The sequence below is a fragment of the Chryseobacterium antibioticum genome (assembly GCF_012927325.1).
Classification (GTDB): domain Bacteria; phylum Bacteroidota; class Bacteroidia; order Flavobacteriales; family Weeksellaceae; genus Chryseobacterium; species Chryseobacterium antibioticum.
This window is the reverse complement of the sequence record NZ_JABBGI010000024.1, coordinates 14,487-34,773: the sequence shown is the minus strand read 5'-3', so window position 1 is coordinate 34,773 and position 20,287 is coordinate 14,487. Positions and strand designations below refer to the sequence as shown.

Annotated in this window: 11 protein-coding genes and 1 pseudogene; 9 read left to right on the top strand and 3 right to left on the bottom strand. The window is 34.7% G+C overall.

Annotated elements, in window-relative coordinates; translation table 11 throughout:
- Positions 1 to 652: 652 nt before the first annotated feature.
- Together HHL23_RS16975 and HHL23_RS16970 are read left to right on the top strand one after the other, a co-directional pair.
- Positions 653 to 898 (top strand): annotated as a pseudogene (locus tag HHL23_RS16975) (hypothetical protein); the annotation flags it as partial.
- Between the two features lie 252 nt (positions 899 to 1,150).
- The gene (locus HHL23_RS16970) at positions 1,151 to 1,387 is read left to right on the top strand and encodes a hypothetical protein (RefSeq protein ID WP_169235979.1); all 237 of its coding nucleotides are present in this window, start codon (positions 1,151 to 1,153) and stop codon (positions 1,385 to 1,387) included.
- A 239-nt stretch (positions 1,388 to 1,626) separates the two neighbouring features.
- Here HHL23_RS16970 and HHL23_RS16965 read toward each other — a convergent pair whose 3' ends face one another.
- Positions 1,627 to 2,934 carry a DEAD/DEAH box helicase gene (locus tag HHL23_RS16965; protein ID WP_169235978.1) on the bottom strand — a complete coding sequence of 436 codons (1,308 nt, stop codon included), beginning with the start codon at positions 2,932 to 2,934 and terminating at the stop codon, positions 1,627 to 1,629.
- 131 nt (positions 2,935 to 3,065) lie between these two features.
- Between HHL23_RS16965 and HHL23_RS16960 the strand changes: the two genes are divergently transcribed.
- The 6 genes from HHL23_RS16960 (at position 3,066) to HHL23_RS16935 (ending at position 14,613) form a co-directional block, all read left to right on the top strand.
- Positions 3,066 to 5,003, top strand: a complete 1,938-nt coding sequence (locus tag HHL23_RS16960; RefSeq protein ID WP_169235977.1) for a DNA methyltransferase — start codon at positions 3,066 to 3,068, stop codon at positions 5,001 to 5,003.
- A 3-nt stretch (positions 5,004 to 5,006) separates the two neighbouring features.
- Positions 5,007 to 7,580: a DEAD/DEAH box helicase family protein gene (locus HHL23_RS16955; RefSeq protein WP_169235976.1), complete on the top strand. Its 2,574-nt coding sequence runs from the start codon at positions 5,007 to 5,009 to the stop codon at positions 7,578 to 7,580.
- A gap of 159 nt (positions 7,581 to 7,739) precedes the next feature.
- Positions 7,740 to 9,539: a 30S ribosomal protein S1 gene (gene rpsA, locus HHL23_RS16950; RefSeq protein ID WP_169235975.1), complete on the top strand. Its 1,800-nt coding sequence runs from the start codon at positions 7,740 to 7,742 to the stop codon at positions 9,537 to 9,539.
- Positions 9,540 to 9,823: 284 nt separating this feature from the next.
- Entirely contained in the window at positions 9,824 to 12,427 is a 2,604-nt protein-coding gene (locus HHL23_RS16945; RefSeq protein ID WP_169235974.1) for a T9SS-dependent M36 family metallopeptidase, read from the top strand.
- 127 nt (positions 12,428 to 12,554) lie between these two features.
- Positions 12,555 to 13,535: an EamA family transporter gene (locus HHL23_RS16940; protein ID WP_169235973.1), complete on the top strand. Its 981-nt coding sequence runs from the start codon at positions 12,555 to 12,557 to the stop codon at positions 13,533 to 13,535.
- 82 nt (positions 13,536 to 13,617) lie between these two features.
- A complete protein-coding gene (locus tag HHL23_RS16935) occupies positions 13,618 to 14,613 on the top strand; it encodes an alpha/beta fold hydrolase (protein ID WP_169235972.1) in 996 nt (331 codons plus the stop codon).
- A 412-nt stretch (positions 14,614 to 15,025) separates the two neighbouring features.
- Here HHL23_RS16935 and rplS read toward each other — a convergent pair whose 3' ends face one another.
- Positions 15,026 to 15,382, bottom strand: a complete 357-nt coding sequence (rplS, locus tag HHL23_RS16930) for a 50S ribosomal protein L19 (RefSeq protein ID WP_076505873.1) — start codon at positions 15,380 to 15,382, stop codon at positions 15,026 to 15,028.
- A 291-nt stretch (positions 15,383 to 15,673) separates the two neighbouring features.
- Between rplS and HHL23_RS16925 the strand changes: the two genes are divergently transcribed.
- Positions 15,674 to 18,412, top strand: coding sequence for a fibronectin type III domain-containing protein (locus tag HHL23_RS16925; RefSeq protein ID WP_169235971.1), 2,739 nt, complete (start codon positions 15,674 to 15,676; stop codon positions 18,410 to 18,412).
- Positions 18,413 to 18,710: 298 nt separating this feature from the next.
- On the opposite strand, the gene HHL23_RS16920 is transcribed toward HHL23_RS16925, so the two are convergent.
- Positions 18,711 to 20,234: a toxin-antitoxin system YwqK family antitoxin gene (locus tag HHL23_RS16920; protein WP_169235970.1), complete on the bottom strand. Its 1,524-nt coding sequence runs from the start codon at positions 20,232 to 20,234 to the stop codon at positions 18,711 to 18,713.
- Between the last annotated feature and the right edge of the window lie 53 nt (positions 20,235 to 20,287).

Genomic DNA, 20,287 nt, shown 5'->3' with positions numbered 1-20,287 from the left:
TAAATTAAAGGAATTAAAAAGTGAAAACGGATTACATTCTCCTTCTATTCAAGAAATAGAAAGCAACCTAGGTATAAACCTGCTACTTGTCTAATCCATATTCGCAAGATTTGGTATACAAATGGCTCCAAACAAGAATAAATAAAGAAACATTAATGTATTATCCACCATCTAATACTCATTTAGCAAAGTATATTGGTTCTTGGAGAAGACTTGATTATAAAAGAATTTTGGTTGGTAATGGGGTTATAGAAATTATTTATAACATTTTAAACTCTATTAAAAATAAAAAAAATAATCACAACAACACCTTTATTTTCAATATATTATGAGGTTTTAGAAGTGGATAATGAAATGTTTTATTATTCAGTATCAAAAGCAGATGAATTTCGAATAAAAGTTAATTCTTTTTTAGAATTTATTGGTGAATGCAACCCAGACTACATAATTTTAATAAACCCATCCAATCCTTCGGGAAAACCCCTTTCAATCAATGAATTAAAAAACAATTCATAGGAGTCTTAGATCCAACCAGTGACCCATAATAGATGAAAGCTTTTTTGATTTTATTGAAGAAGAGACTTCTTTAGAATATTATGCCAGTTTTCACGAAAATATTATAATAATCAGATCATTATAAAAAGATTTTGGATTATCGGGCTTAAGGGTAGGATATTCATTTCTGCCATATAAAATGAAAAACGAATTATTGACAAAAGGTTTCCTATGGAATATTAATGGACTTGCTTCTGTTTTCTGTTCTCTCCTTAATGATGAAAAATTTATTGAAGAATATAATATGTGTAGAATGCAATATTTACAGGAACGAAATATATTTCTTGAGCAAATGAAAACTCTGCCAGTAAAAATCTACGACTCTTCAGCTAACTTTTTTTAATAGAAACTAGTATAAGTGCTGAAAATCTTTTTGTTCGACTAATTTACAAGTATGGAATATACACAAGGCTATTGAATGATAAAATTGGACTAAATGAAACTTTTTGAGAATTGCATTAAAAACAAATAAAGAGAATAGTAAGATCGTAAAGGCCTTACATAATGAATTGTTTATTGTTAATTAAAATTAAAATTAGAGCTGGAAAAATAATTTATAATTTTGTGTCAAACTAAACAAACAAAATAAACTATTATGAAAAAATTAAAATTTTCACAAGAAATGCTTGAACATGCAACTACGCTTTCACGAGAAGAATTAAAAACTGTATTTGGTGGGGATGATACTAGAACATGTAATGTTTATTGTACACATTCGCAGGTTAGTATTACAAATTGTGTAGGCAAATGTGAATCTAATTCAGGTTGGTTCGGTAGTACTCCAACAATTTCTTGCGTTGGTCCTAATAACACCCTCACAAAAAATTGTTAATAATTAAAAAGTAATGAATTTACAGAAAATTTTGATTATCAAGAATGATGATACACGAAATTTGATGTAATTTTTGTGAAGAGTATTAGACTTACAAAAAAATCCTTGCTAATTAGTAAGGATTTTTTTGTAGAAAATAGGAATATTTTACTATTACTTAAAAGAGTATTAAAATTAATTTTTTATACAATAAATGGATAATTTTTCACTTTATGTAGTTTTCGATTGTTTACTTATAATTAATAGGCTACTTCCATTTTCACTTTCTTACCCTTCAGTTTTTCAGTGCTTAATTTCTTCAAAACAAAACTCACTTTATTTCTGGAAACCGCAACGTAAGAAGTAGTGTCTTTCACTTCAATAATGCCGATATCTTCTTTCTGTAGTTCTCCTTTTTTAATAAGATACCCCACAATATCCACTTTATTGACCTTATCCTTTTTCCCTGCGCTGATATAGATCGTTTGGAAAGGTGTTTTCTCGGGAACTGTATTAAAATCGGCAACACTTTCTTCCGGTGTATTGCTTTTAATGAATAGGAAATTTTCCTCCTCAGTCATGATCAGGTAAGCGAAACCTTTGGCATTCATTCTTGCCGTACGTCCGTTTCTGTGGATAAAGGCATCTTCTTTTGAGGGAAGCTGGTAATGAACAATAGATTCCACTTCCGGAACATCAAGACCACGTGATGCAAGATCTGTGGTAATTAATATCCTTGCAGAATCATTTCTGAATTTCAGAAGGGCACGTTCTCTTTCATCCTGCTCCATACCACCATGGAAAGTTTCCCTGTCAATTCCTTTGTCAGCCAGAAGGTCAGAAATACGGTCTACAGCCTCACGGTGATTACAGAAAATCAATGTTCTTTTATTACCGATTTTACAGATTAAATTAAATAAAGTATCCAGCTTTTCTTCAGAAATCGTCATTACTTTTCGCAATTGAATATCTGGTTTTGCATCCCCTAACTTTAAGAAATCAATGATCTTCTCATTTTTCAATCCTGTGAACTTTGGAATTTCATCCATTGCTGTCGCTGACGTCAGAATTCTTTGGGAAAGACCTCTTAAAGAACCGGTAATAAATTCCATATCTTCATGAAAACCTAATTCCAGTGCTTTATCAAATTCATCCAAAACTAAAGTCTTGATCGTTTTGGGATCAAAATTGTCATTTCTTAAATGGTAAGCTACTCTTCCCGGAGTTCCTATTAAAACGGCCGGAGCTTCAATTAAATTATTGACCTCAATTTTTTTATCGTGACCACCGTAGCATACAGAAACCTTAAAATCTGTTCCCATAGATTTGAAAACCTGCTCAATTTGTAATGCCAATTCTCTTGCAGGAACTAAAATGAGTGCCTGAATTCCTGAAACATCTTTTTTCAGATTTCTAAGAACCGGAAATAAAAAAGCGAGTGTTTTTCCTGAACCTGTAGGAGATAGTAAAACAACGTCGGTATTGTTTTCAGTAGTTTTATATGTAGATTTCTGCATCTGATTCAGATCCTGAATCTGCAGTTTTTGATAAATTGATTCTAATTCCATTTTGCAAAGGTAAGTGATTTTGTTTTTGCTTAAAATTTCATTCAATATTTATTTAAACTACGGTTTTCCGTAATTTTTCATTATTGATTGATAATACTTTTGAGGCATAAATTTTTTTAAAATATTATGCCATGAAACTATATCAAACACTTGAAAATCAAATTAAAAAAGAATCCAATTATGTTTCCGATAATGGAGAAGTTAAAAAATGGGTGGTACTCAATAAAGCACAAAATTTTGATGAAGAACTGATTGGATTGTTATTAGACGATTCAGATTTGAAAGAAAAATTTTTCATTAAGGTAAAAGATGTTTTGATATTTAACCAAAATCTTTTCATCCAATTTCTTGAACAGAAAAATTATCTCAACGACAGCTACACTCAGTTTAAGAATAAAATTGGTTTATCGATTGATGGCAAATATATGAAACAACGCAACGAAGTAGCTTTGGTTTGGCCATTTAAGGATTGTGTTTTGGAAGGTGGGCAAAGCCGTGAAGAGGATAAAAGAGAAGAAATTTTCTTTAATGAAACTTTAGCGCAGGACGAGATTACCGAATTACTTGATCCAAAAGTTTTTACCAATGCCAAGCTATTTGATAAAGATGGTGAAAAGAGTTTTGACCAATTTAATAGAAATGAAAACGGAACGATTACGGATAACCTTATTATCAAAGGAAATAATCTTCTCGCATTGCATTCTCTAAAGAAAGAATTTGCGGGAAAAGTAAAGCTTATTTACATTGATCCGCCTTATTATTTTAATAATACAGTTGATACAGATAGCTTTAAATATAATTCAAATTTTAAACTTTCAACTTGGCTAACATTTATGAAAAATAGATTGGAAGTCTCAAAAAGTTTATTAAAAGATGAGGGATTTATATTTATTCAAATTAAAACTGACGGATATGCTCATTTGAAAATTTTGGCTGATTCAATATTTGGGTCTAATAATTTAGTAAATAGCATTTCAGTTAAAATGAGTGAAAGTTCTGGTGTTAAAATGGCTCATGTAGATAAACGACTTGCTAATGTTTTTGAGCATATTTTAGTTTATTCAAAAAGTAGAAATAGCAAAATTAACCCAATAAAAATTGAAAAATCAGATGAAGAAGAAAATTCAAAACTTGAAAAATATTTAAATTATTATTCTAAGATTATTATTGATAAATCAAAACCTGTGGAGGAGTGGGAAATTATGTCTATTGACAAGTATTTTGAGATTAATAATTTGGAAAAACCGTATGATAATTACAAGGAATTTAAAATAAGTAATGCTAATAAAATAGTTTATAGAACGAATAATAGTTCTTTTGAAAAATTAAATATAAAGAAAAAACTTGCGAAAATTACTTCTGCAAGAGGAATAGAATATATATGGTGGGAGGGTAAACAAATGCTATTTTTAGAAGATTATATAAGCGAATATTTATGTGATTTATGGTTAGATATTAGTACGATTAATTTAAATAAAGAAGGTGGAGTTGATTTACCAAATGGAAAAAAACCAGAAAAGTTAATAGAACGAATAATTAATTTGTGCACAACAAAAAATGATATAGTGTTGGACTATCATTTAGGAAGTGGTACAACTGCAGCTGTTGCCCACAAAATGGAAAGGCAATATATTGGACTTGAACAAATTGATTATGGTGATAATGATTGTACAATAAGGATAAACAATGTTATTAGAGGTGAACAAGGTGGCATTTCCAAATCTGTCAACTGGCAAGGCGGCGGTTCATTCATTTACCTTGAACTCAAAAAATACAACCAAATATTTATCGAGAAAATCGAAGAAGCAGAAAATTTTGAAAGTCTTCTGCAAATCTGGGAAGAAATGAAAACGAAATCCTTCCTTAATTACAATATTGATATCAAAAAGCAAGAGCAATATCTCGAAGATTTTAAAGCATTAAATCTAAAGGAACAAAAACAACATCTTTGCGAGCTGCTCAACAAAAATCAACTGTATGTCAATCTCTCTTCACTTAACGACGGGAATTTTGAGTGTACACCGGAAGAAAATAAAGTAACAAAAGATTTTTACCAAATAAAAAAATAACAAATGGCATTTCTATACGATACACTTTTACAGGAATTCGGAAAAAGAGCCATATCTCAGGTTACAATTCCAACACAAATTTCAGATAATTTGAAATTTAGCCAAAGACCTTATCAGCAGGAAGCATTTCAGCGTTTTATTCTCTGTCATTCAGAAAATTTTGTTGGAAAACCCAATAAACCACTCCATTTACTTTACAATATGGCAACAGGAAGCGGAAAAACTCTGGTGATGGCAGGCTTGATGCTTCAGTTGTATGAAAAAGGATACCGAAATTTTCTGTTTTTTGTGAACAGCAACAATATCATTCAGAAAACGAAAGATAATTTTCTCAATCCGCAAACGTCTAAATATCTGTTTAATGATAAAGTGGTCATCAACGGAAAAGAAGTCTTTCTGAAACAGATTGATAATTTTGATGAAGCCGATCATGAGAATATCAATATCAAATTTACAACCATCCAACAGCTGCATATCGATTTGAATAATACCAAAGAAAATAGCGTTACTTACGAAGATTTTGCAGATAAAAAAATAGTAATGATTGCCGATGAGGCACATCACTTAAGCAGTGGGACAAAAGCTGGAAATCTTTTTGGAAGTTGGGAGGAAACCGTTTTAAAAATCCTTCATCAGAATTTTGACAATATCCTTTTGGAGTTTACGGCAACTCTGGATTATGAAAGTCGGGAAATTATCAATAAGTATAAAGATAAAGTAATTTATAAATATGATCTTTCGCAGTTCAGAACAGATAAATTTTCTAAAGAAATCAATCTTGTCCGCTCCTTGTATGATGAAAAAGAACGCATCATTCAGGCTTTGATTCTTAACTTATACCGTCAGGAATTGGCAACGATTAACAATATTAATTTAAAACCTGTTATTCTTTTTAAAGCAAAGAAAACGATTAAAGAATCGGAACAAAATAAAGAAAATTTCCACAAACTGATTGATGATTTATCTGAATTGATGATCGAGAAGATAAAGAAAACGTCTACGGTTCCCATTGTTCAGAAGGCTTTTCAGTTTTTTGAAACTAAGAATATTTCATTGAATGAGATTGCAAAACGAATTCATACCAATTTCCGGGAAGAAAATTGTCTGAGTGCGAATAATGATTCTGAGGCAGAGAAAAATCAGATTTTACTCAATACTTTAGAAGATGAAAATAACCCGATTCGTGCTGTATTTGCCGTTCAAAAATTGAACGAAGGTTGGGATGTTCTTAACTTGTTTGATATTGTAAGGTTATACGAAGACCGTGACGGAAAAGATGGAAATCCTGGTAAAACAACACTTTCGGAAGCTCAATTGATTGGTCGCGGAGCGAGATATTATCCTTTTGCACTGGAAGAAGGCGAAGATAAATTTGTCCGTAAATATGATGATGACATTTCAAATGATTTAAAAATACTGGAAGAACTTTATTATCATACCAAAGAAGACAGCCGTTATATTTCAGAACTAAAAAAAGCTTTGGTAGAAACAGGAATTTATGAAGACGATGTCAATCTCGAAACCAAAAAACTGACTTTAAAGTCAATATTTAAAAATTCTGAATTATATAAAAAAGGGTATGTTTTTTCCAATAAAAAATTGCCCAAAAATTTTGATAAAGTAAAATCGTTTGTGGATTTGGGCGTTACAAAAACCAATTATCGATATCAGCTTTCTTCAGGTTCCGGAAGAGTTTCCAGTGTGTTTTTTGAATCAGAAAGTCCCGTTTTTTTTGATGAAACAATAAAGCCTCAAGATGTTGAACTTAAAGATATTCCAAAACACGTTATCAGATACGCCTTAAGTCGGAATCCATTTTATTATTTCAATAACCTTTCACATTACTTTCCAAATCTTCGTTCACTTTCAGATTTTATTGAAGGTAAAGAATATTTAGGAAATTTAGAAATTACGTTCATAGGAAGTTATAACCGTCTTCAGGAAATTTCACATTTTGATTATCTTCAGGCATTGAACGGACTTTTGCAAAGTATAGAAGTTGAAATTAAAAATAATTCTACGGATTATGAAGGTTCAGAATATTATCCGCAACCTATTCGGCAGGTTTTCAGAGATAAAGAAATCAGGGTAAACAAATACAGCGAAAGAGCAAAAAGTCAATCAGAAACGAGCGATAAATTTAGAGTTAATTTAGACAAAGAAGATTGGTTTTCTTTCAACGATAATTTTGGAACTATTGAAGAAAAGGCATTTGTTTCATTATTTTCGAGACGTTTTGAAGGTTTCAGTCATAAGTTTGAAAATATTCATCTCATACGGAATGAAAGAGAAATTAAAATTTTTGATAAATACGGTCGGGCATTTGAACCGGATTTTTTACTGTTTTGTAGTGAACGAGCCAATAAGCAGCTGACTTTTCAAGTATTTATTGAACCTAAAGGAGCTCACTTAATAGGATATGACAAATGGAAGGAAGATTTTTTGAAGATCATAGGAAACGAGCAAAAATCTATTAAAATTTATACAGATACCTACAAAATTACAGCAGTTCCTTTCTATAATTACGGTAATGAAAATGAGTTTAAGAAGGTTTTAGAAAGTACATTTGAAAAGTAAAATTATTGTATTTAGTTAAAATAAATTTCATATCTTTGCACCCACTTTTGTGTGAGAGGTTTGATAAGGTAAATTATTAAAAATTAATTACTTCCGTATTTTTTAGATCCACATTCATTCAGACCATTAAAAAAGAAGGAATACAAATTTTATTAGAAAATGTCAAAAGAGACAAATTCAGCAGAGGTTTTATTAAACCAAAACGTAGCACCAGAACAATTTGATTGGGATTCTTTCGAATCAGGTCTTGATGCAGACGCAAGAAAAGAAAAAAGCGATTTAGAAGAAATCTACAACGGATCTCTTAGCAGTTTAAATGATAACGACGTTATCACTGGTAAAGTTGTAAGATTAACTGATAAAGAAGCTATCGTAGACATCGACTTCAAATCAGAAGGTGTTATTTCTCTTAACGAATTCCGTTACAACCCAGGCCTAAAAGTAGGTGACGATGTGGAAGTAATGGTAGACAGAAGAGAAGACAAAACAGGACAATTACAATTATCTCACAGAAAAGCTAGAACGCTTAAAGCTTGGGATAGAGTAAACGAACTTCACGAAACTGGAGAAATCGTTAACGGTTTTGTTAAGTCTAGAACTAAAGGTGGTATGATCGTTGACGTTCACGGAATCGAAGCATTCTTACCAGGTTCTCAAATTGATGTTAAGCCAATTAAAGATTACGATCAGTTCGTAGGTAAAACTATGGAGTTCAAAGTTGTGAAAATCAACCCTGAGTTCAAAAACGTAGTAGTATCTCACAAAGCATTGATCGAAGCAGATATCGAAGGTCAGAAAAAAGAAATCATCGCTCAGCTTGAAAAAGGTCAGGTTCTTGAAGGTACTGTTAAGAATATTACTTCTTATGGTGTATTCATTGACTTAGGAGGTGTTGATGGATTGATCCACATTACAGACCTTTCTTGGTCTAGAGTGAACCACCCATCTGAAATCCTTGAAGACGGACAGACTGTAAAAGTTGTTATCCTTGATTTCGATGACGAGAAAACTAGAATCCAGTTAGGTATGAAGCAATTAGAAGCTCATCCTTGGGATGCTCTTTCTGCTGACATGAAAGTTGGTGACAAAGTAAAAGGAAAAGTAGTAGTTCTTGCTGACTATGGTGCATTTGTAGAAATTGCTCCAGGTGTAGAAGGATTGATCCACGTTTCTGAAATGTCTTGGTCTACTCACTTAAGATCTGCAGGTGATTTCGTGAAAGTAGGTGATGAAGTTGAAGCTGAAGTGTTAACTTTAGATAGAGAAGACAGAAAAATCTCTCTTGGTATCAAGCAATTGTCTAAAGATCCATGGGAAAATATCGAAACTAAGTATCCATTAGGATCTAAGCATGTAGGAACTGTAAGAAACTTTACTAACTTTGGTGTATTCGTAGAGTTAGAAGAAGGTATCGACGGATTAATCTACATCTCTGATCTTTCTTGGACTAAGAAAATCAAGCATCCATCAGAATTCTGTGCAGTAGGTGATAAATTAGACGTTACCGTTCTTGAATTAGACACTCAGGCTAGAAGATTATCTTTAGGTCACAAGCAGTTAACTGAAAACCCTTGGGATAAATTCGAAACTAAATATGCTGAAGGTACTATCCACGCTGGTAAAGCTGTAGAAGTTCACGATAAAGGAGCTTCTGTACAGTTCGAAGACGTTGAAGTAGAAGCTTTCTGCCCATCAAGATTATTAGAGAAAGAAGATGGATCTAAAATCAAGAAAGGTGAAGATGCTCAGTTCAAAGTAATCGAATTCAACAAAGAATTCAAAAGAGTAGTAGTATCTCATACTGGTATCTTTAGAGACGAAGAGAAGAAAAACGTAAGAGAATCTTCTAACAACAGATCTAATAATACATCTTCTTCTTCAAACAATGAAGAAAGATCAACTCTTGGAGATATCGATGCATTAGCAGAATTGAAAAGAAAAATGGAAGAAGGTAAATAATCTTTGAACCATTAGATCATATTAAGCCGCTCATTTGAGCGGCTTTTTTTATGCCCGATTTTGAAATTTCTTTATCCTTATTAATTTCGAAAATGTAATCAGTTAATTAATGGACCTCAGGACAGTTTTTATAATGAAATGATCTGCTATAGCTTAATTGTAGAAATGATAAAAATCCCAGTAATGAGAGTTCTTTTATGTAAATATTTTATTTTTATAAATAATTTCTTAAAAAAGTTTATTAATTGTGAATTATTTGTACATTAGCGCCTTTATTAGTAAAAATGAAAAAGATAACTCTACCTCTTTTATTTGCTGCATTCGCAGTGTTTCCTTCTAGTTTATTTTCACAAGATAACGAGAAGTTAGTTAAAGATTATATTTCTCAAAACAAAACGAGAGAATATAAGAAAAACGATCTTACCAGTTTCGTTATTGACAATGTTGATTCTTCAAAGTCAATGAACGGAGATGTTGTAAAGTTTCAGCAGATGTATAACGGTTTGCCGGTGTACAGCTCTGTAGGAACAGCCCTTGTCAGGGATAACAAAATAGTGTACTACACAGATAACTTTGTAAAAGATTATTCTGTATCTGCTCCTAAAAATACAACAGTTACTAAAAGTGAAGCACTTCAGGCTATTGCAAAAGATTTAAGAAAAGATGAGATATCAAATCTGCCTATTATTGGTTTTTCTGAATCTGAGCCTGTAACAGGAAGTGCAGCAAAACAAAGGCTGGTATATGTTGAAGACAGAGGTGATTTAAAACTTGCCTATGAGTATTCTTTAAGAGAACCAAAATCTGAAAGCTACTGGAATATCTTGGTCAATGCTTCTACAGGAGAGATTATCAGTAAGCTTGATTTAAATTTATCATGTAATTTTGAACACGGTGCTTATTCTCACGATCATGAAAGTGTAGCTAAGAATCAACTTATAGGACCTATCAATTTATTAAACCAAGCAGCTGCTTTTTTAGTACCTGACAATGCTTCGTACAATGTATTTCCATTTCCTATAGAAGCTCCTACATTCGGTAATAGATCTCTTGTTTCAAATCCTTGGATGTTGGCATCTTCACCAGAAGGATGGCATTCTGACGGAACTACTCACTATACTTCTACAAGAGGGAATAATGTGCATGCATATGAAGATGCGGGTGGCTTAAATAGTGGTATATCGGCAGATGGGGGTGCTTCTCGGAATTTTGACTTTCCTTTTAATATTCATGCAGATTCTTTTAGCAATCAAAATGCTTCGATTACCAATTTATTTTATGTAAATAATAGGATTCATGATGTATTTTATAAATTTGGATTTACCGAATCAGCCAGAAATTTCCAACAGAATAATTTTACAAATGGAGGTGCTGGAAATGATTATGTAAAAGCTGAAGCACAAGATGGTGGTGGTAGTAATAATGCAAATTTTGCAACACCCATGGATGGAACTAGACCAACTATGCAGATGTATTTATGGTCTACAGTGAATCAATTATTCTATTATAATACCCCAGGTGTAGCAACTGGCCGCAATCCAGCCATTGGGACTGCTCAGTTTGGACCTGCATTAGATGCTGTAGGAGTTACTGGTAATGTGCAGCTTGCTTCGGTAATTGATGGTTGTACAGCACTTCCTGCAGGATCTCTTACCGGGAAAATTGGATTGATGGAAAGAGGTGGTACAAACTGTCCATTCACATTGAAAGTGAAAAATGCACAGGATGCAGGAGCTATTGGTGCTATTATATATAATAATGTAGGAGCTACAAATTTCCCTACACAGATGTCAGGAGCTGATGCTACGATTACAATTCCGTCAGTAATTATCTTAAATCCTGAAGGTGAATATATCAAAACTCAGCTTGCTGCAAATACAACAGTCAATGTGACACTGAAAAATGATCCAGCTTCTGCTGTAACGCCAGATGGAAGTTTTGACAATGGTATCATCACTCATGAGTATGGACATGGGATTTCTAACAGATTAACAGGAAACGGATATACCTGCTTAAGCTCAAGTTCAAGTAAAGAACAGATGGGAGAGGGATGGTCAGACTTTTTCGCTCTCATGCTAACCAATAGACCTGGAGATAATGCTTCAGTTGCTAGGGGTATGGCTACTTATGCTGCGGGACAAACTCCAACAGGCGGAGGTATCAGACCCGCAAAGTATTCTCCAGATTTCGGCATTAATGATTATACTTATGGGGATACAAATGGTATGGAGTATACAAACCAGAGTGGAAATATCGTACCTGATTCACACTCTATCGGATTCATCTGGGCTAGCATGTTATGGGATCTAAACTGGAAGTACGTTGAAAAATACGGCTATGCATCTGATGTAACAGCTAACGCTACCAGCGGAAGTGCAAGAGTGCTTCAATTGGTAACAAACGCACTGAAACTTCAGGTATGTAATCCCAATTTTATTAATGGAAGAGATGCTATTCTTCAGGCTGAATTGGCAACAACAGCTGGAGTGGATAAATGTATGATCTGGAGAGTTTTTGCAAAAAGAGGATTAGGAGTAGGTGCTACAGCGGGATCTATGACGAACATCAACGATCAGACTGAAAGCTTTACCCTTCCTGAAGGATGTGCTGCATTGTCAACAGAAGAGGTACAGGCTGCTAAAAATAAGATCTCTATCTATCCAAACCCTGCTAAAGATGAGTTTTACATCAACTTCCCAAGCAGCACTATTGGAAAAGTAAGCTTAGAAATCTATGATATGTCAGGAAAGATGGTTTCTTCAGAAGATAAAATTTCTCCGGATGCCAAGAAAGCTGTTTCTACAAATAAATTAGTAAACGGAACTTATATGGTGAAAGTAAAAGGCCTTGGTTTCGAGGCTTCATCTAAAGTAATCGTTAAGAAATAATTACTACATAAATCAATTTTTTGAGAATCGCTGCAAGCTTGCTTGCGGCGATTTTATTTATCTATCATATTGACCTCTCTGGATATTTCCATTATTATGTCGTAACTTTGCAAGCTGTAAAAAAATTATGAAGAAGAAAAATATACTCAAGGGGGTTTTATTCGTAGGAATTGGGGCTAGTATATACGGAATGCTGGCTACATTTGTAAAAATGGCTTATCAGGATGGTTATACTACCTCTGAAGTCACTACTTCTCAGTTTTTGCTGGGAATTGTGGGACTTCTGATCCTGAATTTCATTCAGACGATCACATCAAAACAAAAACTTTCGTCTCCAAGTGCTAAAGAAGTGAGAATGTTGATGATTGCAGGAACATCTTTAGGGTGTACGAGTCTGTTCTATTATATTGCGGTTCAGTATATCAATGTTTCCATAGCGATTGTCCTGTTGATGCAGTCTGTTTGGTTTAGTGTTGTGGTAGAAAGTTTTATAACAAGAAAATTACCCAATGCAAGAAAAGTAGTCTCCGTGATCATTGTACTGGTAGGTACTATATTGGCTACTAATCTGATCAATATGGATATAGAGCTTGACTGGCACGGTATTTTTTGGGGCTTAATGGCTGCAGCGTCCTATACAATGACCATGTTTACATCCAATACACTGGCTACACGTCTGCCGGTATTCAGGAAAAGTATGGTCATGCTTTGTGGTGGGGCAGTGGTGGTATTTGCATTCCTGTTTTTTGCTCAGATCGGACCTATGTATTTTGACGGTTTAAAGTCAGTATACCTTAATTTTACGGAAAATACAGAGCATATTCACTCATTTAATTATTCAATATTCTGGACGTACGGATTTGTTTTGGCTTTATTTGGAACGATTATTCCGCCGATCTTATTTAATGTAGGTTTCCCGAATGCAGGACTTGGGCTGGGAAGTATTGTTTCATCATTGGAACTTCCGGTTTCAGTAACGATGGCTTTCGTTTTATTAGGTGAAAAAGTCTTGCTGGTACAGTGGGGAGGAATCATTCTTATTCTTTTTGCCATTGTTCTGATGAATCTTCCGGCAAAAAAAGAACTGAAAGTAGTAGAAGTAGCTTAAAAAAAATAATCATAAATAGTATTAAAGACCGTTCCTTTTGGATCGGTTTTTTTTAATTTTAATATTTAAAATAAAGATCTTCATGAAATATTTCAGAAAAACAATGGTAGTGATCATGATATCAGCTGCAGCAACGTTACTGTTTTCACAGGTAAAGCCACTGGATGCAATGCTGTCCGAATATCAATATCCGTACGCAGTCCATTATATAGATCTTAAGTCTCAAAATAATGATCTGAAGATGGCTTATATGGATGTACAACCCCAAAAGCCGAATGGAAAAACCATCATGCTTCTCCATGGAAAAAATTTTAATGGAGCCTATTGGGAGAAGACTGCGAAAGACCTTTCAGAGAAGGGGTTCAGAGTGATTATTCCGGATCAGATAGGATTTGGAAAATCTTCAAAACCTCAAAGTTATCAGTTCTCTTTTTCGCAGCTGGCTGAAAATACAAAAGCTATATTGGACAAGCTTCAGATTGATAAAACAATCGTATTGGGGCATTCCATGGGAGGAATGGTAGCAACCAGGTTTACACTCCTTTATCCTGAAAAAGTACAGAAACTGATTCTTGAAAATCCTATTGGACTGGAAGATTATAAAACTTTTGCAGCGTATCAGACCGTAGATCAGGCATATCAGTCGGAACTGAAAAATACGGCTGAAACCTACAAAAACTATCAGCTGAAATTCTATTACGATAATAAGTGGAAAGAAGAATATCAACCTTGGCTGGACCTTATCGCCGGATGGACGCTTCATAAAGATTATCCGCAGGTAGCCTGGGATGCTGCCCTGACCTCAGATATGATCTATAACCAACCTGTCTGTTATGAATTTAAAAATATAAAAGTACCTACACTGCTTATCATTGGAACAAGAGACAGAACGGCAATAGGAAAGGACAGAGCGCCTAAAGAGCTACAGCCTAAAATGGGACAGTATCAGGAACTGGGTAAAAAGACACAACATGAAATTGCTGGATCAAAATTAGTTGAATTTGAAAATGTAGGGCATCTTCCTCACATAGAAGTTTATGATAAATTTTGGAATACTTTGTATGATTTTATTAAGTAATGTTGAGATAAATTATAAGGCTAAGGTCGCGACTGATATTGAATCGGTTGTACTTCACTGAATATTAGGTAGTCTATAGTTGACATAGGAAGCTGTAGCGTTAAAAAAATTATAACTTAATCCGTTAAAAAATTCCCACTGTCTGAGTGCGGACGAAATATTGAACTGAAACAACAATTTTAAACCCGCGCGAGTTTTGGGAATTTTAAGAGTAAGTTTTAATTTTTAGTGAAAGATTCCAGTCTTGAACTTTTGGTTCATTTTGTTTCAAGACAAAAGAACGAGATTAACAATAATTTTTTGAATAATATAGGAAACAGGGTTTAAGGCTCTCGAAGCCACCACTGTTTATCAAAATAAAAAGAGACTATCTGAATTAGATAGCCTCTTTTTGTATGTATTGTTGTCTGAATTACTTTTTCTTGTAAGCAGCGTCTTTGATTCTAGCTTTTTTACCTCTAAGGTCTCTGAAATAATAAATTCTAGATCTTCTAACTCTACCTTTTCTGTCAACTTCAATTTTTTGAAGGGCAGGCATGTTGATAGGGAATACTCTTTCTACACCTACATCACCACTCATTTTTCTGATTGTGAATGTTTTTGTAGCTCCAGTACCTCTCAATTGAATAACGGTACCTTTGAAGAACTGAGTTCTGGTTTTTTGTCCTTCTTTAATTTCGTAATACACAGTAATTGTGTCTCCTGCTTTGAATTCAGGGAAATCTTTTTTAGTAATGTACTGATCTTGTACGTACTTTAATAAATCCATTTTTAATAAAATAAAATGTTAAAGCTAAGCAACTTACACGTTCTTCGTCAGAGGTTGAATAACAGGTCGCAAAGATACAAAATAGTTTTTGATTCCACCAAATAATTAATGTACTAAAAACTATAATTTTTTCACCCCGAATCTGCCTGAAAATTAACAGTTCTTTTAAACTCCCAACAGGTACAGTTTATATAGGAAGTCTACTTTTGCCCGAAATTAAAAAATCAGGTCATTGTTTTTTTAAGGACCTGATTTACAAATCGAAATAAATCTATACAAAAGTAAACTATTATGAAACATTATTTCTTCTTTTTCTGTTTTGCCGTCCAGATGGCATTCGGGCAAGCTCTGTTTCCCTACCTGCAGAATCCGACGCCAAATTCGATGATTGTCAACTGGAAAACAGCTTTCGACAACGAAACAACCGTAATCTACGGAACCTCTCCAACCAGTCTGAACGTGACGGTTACCGGAACAACCAACATTTTTTCCGATACAGGGTATAACAACAACTATTATTACCATACCGCAAAGGTTGCAGGACTGCAGCCAAACACAAAATACTATTATAAAATAAAGACCGGAACCAGCGAATCCTCGGTTTATAATTTCAGAACACTTCCTCTGCCAGGGCAGCCTGTTACCACAGACGGGAAAATACGATTCCTGATCATGGGCGACAACCAGATCAAAGCGGAACCAAGATACGATTCCCTTACTTTAAATGCTTATAAAAAATTAAAGCAGAAGTTTGGAGCCAATTCCGACCCTTCGGATAATATTGCTCTTACCTTTATGGTGGGGGATCAGGTAGACGTTGGTACACTAGATCATTATGAGAATGTTCATTTTAAAAAGAACATTAAACTGTCACCTTATCTTCCAATCCAGACGACGGTGGGAAACCATGAGACTTACGGAACTCTTGGAATGAATTCTTATTATGCTCATTTCTATATTGATGAAATTAAATATAAAAATATTGCATCCGGAAATGAAAACTATTATGCACAGCAGGCAGGAAACGTTCTGTTTGTAAGCTTAAGCTCTGAACATACAGGTACTGCACAACAGACCTGGCTTTCTCAGATCCTGAATGAAGCAAATGGTGATCCTACAGTAGACTGGATCATTTCTTTAAGTCACAGACCGTATCAGGCAGAACAATATGTAGGAGATATTTCTACATGGGTAAGAAACAATGCAGTACCGTTGCTGACGACTTCCAATAAATATTTAATGCATGTTGGAGCTCACCATCACCTGTACCACAGAGGGCAGTTAAAAGATACCCCAAATTACCAGATCATTTCCGGAGGAACGGCATGGGATCAGTATTGGGGAATGTCTAATGAGCAGGATTTTGATGATGTACAGAAAACCCTTACAGACTGGACTTACCAGATTGTGGAAGTAGATGTACAGACCGGAAAAGTAGATATAGAATCCTATTCAATAGGAGGAGTGTATAATAGAAAATACAATGAATTGGTAGATACTTTCCACAGGTATAAAAATCAACCAAAGCCTTCAAAACCGACTGTTACCAATACTTTTTCTACATCGGTAACCTTACCTCTGACCTTGAACGGAAGTGCTTTTGCCTCATCAAACGGAGAGCTCCTGAATACCACTCAGTTTCAGATAAGTAAAGCAGCCAATTTTTCTGTCATTGAAAAAGAGTTCTACCGCGACTATGAAAACTGGTTCGGAAAAGAAGGAAACGGAACACCGGATAAAACGAAAAACTTAAACGCGGGACTTGATATTACAAAAGCGACGATTCCAGCAAACTCTATTTCAAACGGAACCTATTATGTAAAGGTACGTTACAGAGACAGAAACCTGGAATGGAGCGACTGGAGTGATGTAAAACAGTTTGAGGTGACCGGAAGTGTGGTTTCCAATCCTACATTTACATTAGATAAAACCGAATATACGCAAGCTGAACCTATCACCGCGACTTACACAGGAGGTCCTGGAAATCAGCAGGATTGGGTAGGAATCTATAAAAAAGGACAAACGCCTGCTACAACCACTTCTCAAAGTTTCCTTTATACGAACGGGCAAACGGCAGGAACAGCTGTTTTCACGAATGGTCTTGCTAATAAAGGACAGTATTTTGCAGGGTTCTTCGCCAATGGAGGGTACACTGAAATTACTGGAAGAAAAAACTTCTATGTAGGCCCGAAAGTACAACTGCAGGCTACTGCGGATGCCTATCCTGTAGGCGGAACTGTTGTAATCAATTACAGCAACGGACCGAATTTGGTGAAAGACTGGATTGGAATTTATAAAATGGGACAGACACCGGGAACGAATACTTCTATCAAATGGAGCTATGTGTCGACTCCTTCAGGAACCTTGAATTTTACAGGCCTTCCGAAAGGATATTATTATGCCCAGTATCTTCTTGAAGATGGATATACGGGAATCGGAGATCCGGTATTCTTTAAAGTAGGGGATATTGTAACAGAACTATGGATCAACAAGCCGGTCTATACATTAGGTGAAAATATTACAGCTTCATGGACGGATTCTCCAGGGATTATCAAAGACTGGCTGGGAATTTATCCCCAGAATATCCAGACTCCAGATGATAACTTTGTTTCTTATACTTATTTCGATGGGGTTACTCAGGGAACCAAAACGATCCAGGGAACCGCGCTTCCTACAACGCCAGGGAATTATTATATGGTGATGTTTACGAACGACTCATACACAGAAGTTTCAAACAGGAAGCAGTTTCAGGTGACATCCGGAACGCTGGGAACCGAAGAGACAAAGAGTACAGAGAAAAATGTAGTGTTATACCCGAATCCTACAAAACCGGGCGAGCCTACCTTCATCAAGAGTGATTACCCGATTGAGAAAATCGAGCTGGTATCTGCATCAGGACAGCTGTTGTATGAATCAAAAAACATCAACAATCAACGTTTTTCCCTTGTGAATGAAAATCTTCCGAAAGGAGTATACTTTGTAAAAGTTCACACAAGAAAACTATTTACTTTAAAACTGGTGATACAGTAAAAAATAGAGTAGTATAAAACAATAAAAGAATTGGCTGTCTTGAAAAGACAGCCAATTCTATTTAATCATATAATCATAAAAGAAGATCATAAAAAGAACAAATCTGGTGAAGTCCAAAACAAATCCTTCATCGCATCAATTCGTTGCTCCCTGTTTGTTTCTCTTAAATCTCCAGCATAATTAATCATTCTTTGCGTCAAAAAAAGCTCACAGATAGAGAACTTTAAATTTTTGGAGGAAAAAAACGAAAATCGGCCATTACAAACAGCCGATTTTTTTATTAAAACTTAAAAATATTTTAAAACTCATACAGAAGATCTTCCTCCTGTATCGTTGTACTCAAAACGTTATAAACATCCTGTGGTTCAGCCTCTGCAAGAATTTTTGAGTCCTGAATAAGTTTTCCTTCGGCATTATAAACTTTTAACAGGATCCATTTTCCACTGCGTTCCATTTCCTTTAATCCGGATTCCGTTTTATATTTAATTTTTCCGCTCTGAAGAACTCCGTCTTTTACCACAGCCTTATTGCCTGGTTTGCCTTTCGCATACTGTACGATCTGCGCTGTGAAACCTTCCGCTTCTTCCAAAGGCTGACTGTAGGTATAGACAACGGCTCCTTTTTCATCATAAACAGTAGAATCATATCCTGTTTGCTTGGTATTCATTTTTTTCTCGGATTTTATCTTTTCGTCTTCTCTGAAAGATTTTGAAAGTACTAAAATACCGTCTTTATATTGCTGCTCATTAAGCTCTTCATACAAAGTTCCGCTGTAAGGCATATCATCTTTATAAGTTAAAGTTCCCTTTAGTCTTCCATCCGGATGATAATACTTGATTTCCTGTACGACGTCATCTTTTAAAACTTTTTCAGAAGATAATTTTCCGTTGTCATCAAAATATTTATTCAGAATTACAGAACCGTTTTTATAAACATCAATCGCCGTGAAGCCCGAAAAGTCATAGTTGAACTGATAATCTTCACCGTCCTGAGGCTTGTAATAATTAGATTCCTTATCATAAACATAGGTCAGATTTCCTATTTTCTTACCTGTTTCATCGTAGGTCGTTTTATAGCCGTCTTTTTTGCTTTTCTTATCTTCCTGGAGAATTTTCCCGGTTTTTGAATAAATCACGCTCTCCTTTATCGTCCCGTCACTCTTCTGTTTCTCGATTTTGGATACCCTCATCGGATTATAATAATATTCTACCACCAGATTATCCTCGGAACTGTCTGTATTGCTGGTGCCAATATGTTTTCCTTTATCGCCGTAATATTTCGTTTCATACTTTCCTTTGCTGTCGGTGGTGATCTCATAGCGGATTCCTTTAATATCTTCATCATAGGCTATGGTTTTGAAAGTATCAGAATTCTCATAGATTGTAATGCTGTTGTAGAAAGAAGAAAGCTCCGGATCCTTATAGGTGTACATTTTTCCCTTAAAAGTTCCGTCTGCTTTGTAAATAAGGTCCTCCAAAGGCCTTCCTTTCTCATCAAAAGTCTGGGCGGGTCCTATCTGTTTTCCATTTGAAAATGTTCCTGTGCTTAAAATTTTGCCTTCAGGGCTGTACCAGGTTACTTTTCCTTCGTAAATCTCACTACCAGGCGTAGCATTCGAAGCAAGACCTTCCATCTGTAGCTTTCCGTTTTTATAAAAATCTTTAATCAAAGTAAGCTTACCTTTATTCTCAGTTTCACGATAGAACTCCATTTTGTCCTGAGTAGTTTTCTCCCAGTTTTCATCAAAATAGACTTTTTCCTGTGCACCGACACTGATGCTGAGGATCAGGGCAAGAACTGCTGATGTAAATAATTTTTTCATGTCTTTATTAAAGTTTAAATGGTTTACTAATTGAAATGTAGAGTACGGTTGAA